Consider the following 2,001-nt stretch of genomic DNA (forward strand, 5'->3'; position numbering starts at 1 on the left):
GCGCAAGTAACTGTGACAGCGGATACAGCACCAACAGGTCAAGAGTTCGATGTGTGGACAGGTGATACAGGTGTGTTAGCTGATCCAGCGCAAGCCATGACCACAGTCACTATGCCAGCATCAGCAGCCACCATTAATGCAACGTATAAAAATACCGCGCCAGCAGGCGGTGCAGATTTACGCATCAGTAGCTTTACCAGCAATAAAACCAGTGTTGCTGTGGGCGAAAGCATTGAGTTTAGTTTTGTCACTGTGAATGATGGCAGCAGCGATGCAACCAATGTCGAAACTACGTTATCTTTACCGTTTGAAGCGGAATGGATTTGGGGTTCTAGCGGTTGTAGCTTAAATCAAGATGGTGATGTGGTATGTGTGATTGGTTCAATTCCAAATGGCAGCCAACGCACGCGCGATGTGGGTGTTCGAGTGATTGACGAATGGGATACAACAGCGACCGTGTATGCGTATGGTGATGAAATTGATCCTGATACCTCAAACAATTCAGACTCAATGGAATTGACTATTGAAAGTGGAGCAGATATGCGGGTGACGATTTCTAAATCTTATCCTAGTGGTGATCCGAGTGTGGGACGGGTTGCAAATTACAAAACCCGAACTTACAACGATGGCCCTTCAGCCGCGCCTAATGCAGTCATGGTGTTTGAGTTGCCAACAGATGGTACGTTACATTCAAAACCTCCCAGTTGCAGCATTAATGGTGACGGTGATGTGGAATGTGGATTTGGTACGCTGAATTCAGGTTCTTATCGCACCCGTACTGTTGGTGTGAGAATGCAAGCCGTGGGTACAACCACGGCGTATACTTCAGTTGAATCGGATGCCGATGATTCAGATTGGGGTAATAACGATGCCAGTTTAGATGTAACGGTTGTGCCTTAACCTAAAATGATGCCTTGTTCCTGCATTTTGCGACTATTTTAGTTGTTTTACAGTTTCAACTTATGGGAATAAGGTATGAACAAACTTTACCTATCATTTACTTTCATCTTCCATTTATATTCATAAGATGTACCCGAAAAACCAAAAGTACACACTTCCATTTCACGTTCGTATGCAAAATGTTAATTAATTTAGAAAAATTATAACTAAAGTAGCATGACTTACAACTTTAGTTGTATTTACTGGAATGTTTTACTATATACGGTCATTGTTTAACTATGTTGTCCTTGTCTGGTCAGTTATCCGTATACATTGAGGAGTATATTAATAGAACAATTGTTAACTGCAAACAAATGCTCGTTAATTATTTGTTATTATTTTGCAAATGGAGTTAATTAAATGTCAATATCACAAAGACTAAGAGAAGAAAGAACTAGATTAGCCCTTAATCAAACTGAGTTTGGAAATGCAGGAGGTGTAACCAAAGAAGCGCAAAGCAATTATGAAAGAGGAAAAAGAAAGCCTGATAGTGACTATTGGTCAAACATAGACAAAATTGGTGCTGATATTCAATATATTCTTACAGGTAGAAAAAGTATAACAAACTATGAAATAAGAGAAAAACATGAAAATACTTATCAATTAAATAGCAAACTTGAAAAGCTTAAGAAAGAACTTGATGAAATTATTCAGATTGTAAAACAAGCTCAATAACCAAAATGGCTTTATCTTTGGAATAGAACCATTTTAAAAATTAGCGAAGCGTGTAATAACGCATATCCAAATAGAAATTTTTAGATAAATCTTTATGGCGGAATTGCTGTAAATAAGACTGCTCAGCATAACGATATTTGAGGGCATGTAATGGGATAGTGTAAAGCTCTGCTGGGTTGTCAGGCTGTCCTCCTACACCTAAAGCAATCCATGCAGACATATTCTTTTGCTCAGAAAAACGATTGTATACTTCAAGCTTATGATCGCCATCCATAATATCAACTTTTTGTTTATTTCCATGTATAAGGTTAAAACCTTCGCCTTTCAGGCGAACAGATTTATCTCCCTAAACTCAAGAATGGCTTATAATATGAGAGATGGAATACA

3 protein-coding genes are annotated in these 2,001 nt (G+C 38.6%); 2 read left to right on the plus strand and 1 reads right to left on the minus strand.

Translation table 11 applies throughout. The annotated features are described in order from the left end of the window. Both ABXH34_RS18250 and ABXH34_RS18255 read left to right on the plus strand, forming a co-directional pair. Positions 1–900, plus strand: a 900-nt coding sequence (locus ABXH34_RS18250) for an InlB B-repeat-containing protein (protein WP_353573317.1), incomplete at its 5' end; no start/stop codon positions are given. 399 nt (positions 901–1,299) lie between these two features. Next, complete coding sequence (locus ABXH34_RS18255) at positions 1,300–1,614, plus strand: helix-turn-helix domain-containing protein (protein WP_353573318.1); 315 nt, start codon at positions 1,300–1,302, stop codon at positions 1,612–1,614. Between the two features lie 40 nt (positions 1,615–1,654). Here the strand turns inward: ABXH34_RS18255 and ABXH34_RS18260 are convergent, their stop codons facing one another. Then, complete coding sequence (locus ABXH34_RS18260; RefSeq protein ID WP_353573319.1) at positions 1,655–1,834, minus strand: hypothetical protein; 180 nt, start codon at positions 1,832–1,834, stop codon at positions 1,655–1,657. Between the last annotated feature and the right edge of the window lie 167 nt (positions 1,835–2,001).

Source organism: Candidatus Albibeggiatoa sp. nov. BB20, from assembly GCA_016744725.1.
Taxonomy (GTDB): domain Bacteria; phylum Pseudomonadota; class Gammaproteobacteria; order Beggiatoales; family Beggiatoaceae; genus Albibeggiatoa.

Excerpts from the sequence above, each read along its gene's own strand:
- ABXH34_RS18255 (WP_353573318.1), top strand. The coding sequence starts at position 1,300 with ATGTCAATATCACAAAGACTAAGAGAAGAAAGAACTAGATTAGCCCTT.
- ABXH34_RS18260 (WP_353573319.1), bottom strand. The coding sequence starts at position 1,834 with ATGTCTGCATGGATTGCTTTAGGTGTAGGAGGACAGCCTGACAACCCA.